Genomic DNA, 1138 nt, shown 5'->3' with positions numbered 1-1138 from the left:
CTATAGAACCACCCACAGTGGCATCATAGGCTGGCGCACTTGTCCCATTCGTGCTCACAAAGTACTTGACTCCCTCAAGACCATTCGCATCACTTGCGAGGGAGTTAAAGGTTACTGTTTTATTGACTTTATTTGCTGTGGCATATTTGGTAAAGCTCGTGATTTCTACAACAGGCTTGGTATCGTCGAATACAATCCGGCGGGTAAGGCTTGTCTTTTTCCCCGCGAGATCTTCCACGGTGATCCGATAGGTGTACTCCGCATCCACCAGGGTTAAGGCCGCGGGATTCCCCGGATCCCGGGGAAGGTTGTTCACAGTCACGGAGCTCGTGGTTCCACTGACAGCCCCGGAGTAGATAGTAACGTAGGCCCCGCTTCCCTGTTGCTGTTCTACGAGGATACTCTTTAGTTGATACGTATCTCCCACCGTTGTGGCAAGACTAAAGGTAGCGTTCCGGTATTCCCCATCACCAACGGAAACTCCGCTGATGGTGGGATTGGCCTTATCAAGATAGAACTGTAAACTCTGGGGAGTACTCACGTTGCCTGCCAGGTCTTCTGCATAGACCCAGAATTTTTTGGAACCCTCCAGAGCAGTTGAAAGGTCAACCGTAGCGGACCAATTCACGTTTCCTGCCAGACTTGTCCATGCCGCATTTCCGACAGCGGGGGGTGTATCGGTTTCGTTACCGATCCAGTAGTAGATGGTCTTAATACCGGTGGTGTCGTTCGCGGCTCCATCAAAGCGGGCAAGGCTTTCGAACCAGGAACCAGCGGCGGCCGGATTGGTGATGCTGATGGTGGGGGGCACCGTATCCAGGCGAATCTGGTGGCTTATGACGGTTTGTTTGTTAAAGAAATCCTGGGCCAGAATATAAAAGGTTTTTGTTTCGTCGATCCCCGCATTCACGGTGTAAGAGTAGGACCAGGTGCCGTCACTTGCGACGGTTACCAGGGTATTGTTGGCCGTATCAGTAAAATCTGCATTCAACGTACGGACGATAACCGCCTGGGTGCCCGCTGTGCCTGAGTCAAGGTCTTTCAGGGCAAAGCTATCGCTGGCAGTTCCCTGGATCTGGAAAGTCCCGAGGCCTTTGTAACTACCGTAACTGGGAGAATTAACTGCCAGGGACGGAGG

At 52.3% G+C, this 1138-nt stretch carries 1 protein-coding gene; it reads right to left on the bottom strand.

Going from position 1 to position 1138, the window contains the following annotated elements; translation table 11 throughout:
• Nucleotides 1–1138, bottom strand: a 1138-nt coding sequence (locus N2315_09470; GenBank protein MCX7829399.1) for a hypothetical protein, incomplete at both ends; no start/stop codon positions are given.

Source organism: Thermanaerothrix sp. (assembly GCA_026417795.1).
In the GTDB taxonomy this organism is placed as follows: domain Bacteria; phylum Synergistota; class Synergistia; order Synergistales; family Synergistaceae; genus Thermanaerovibrio.
The sequence above is the reverse complement of the archived record's forward strand: the minus strand, read 5'-3'. Positions and strand labels throughout refer to the sequence as shown.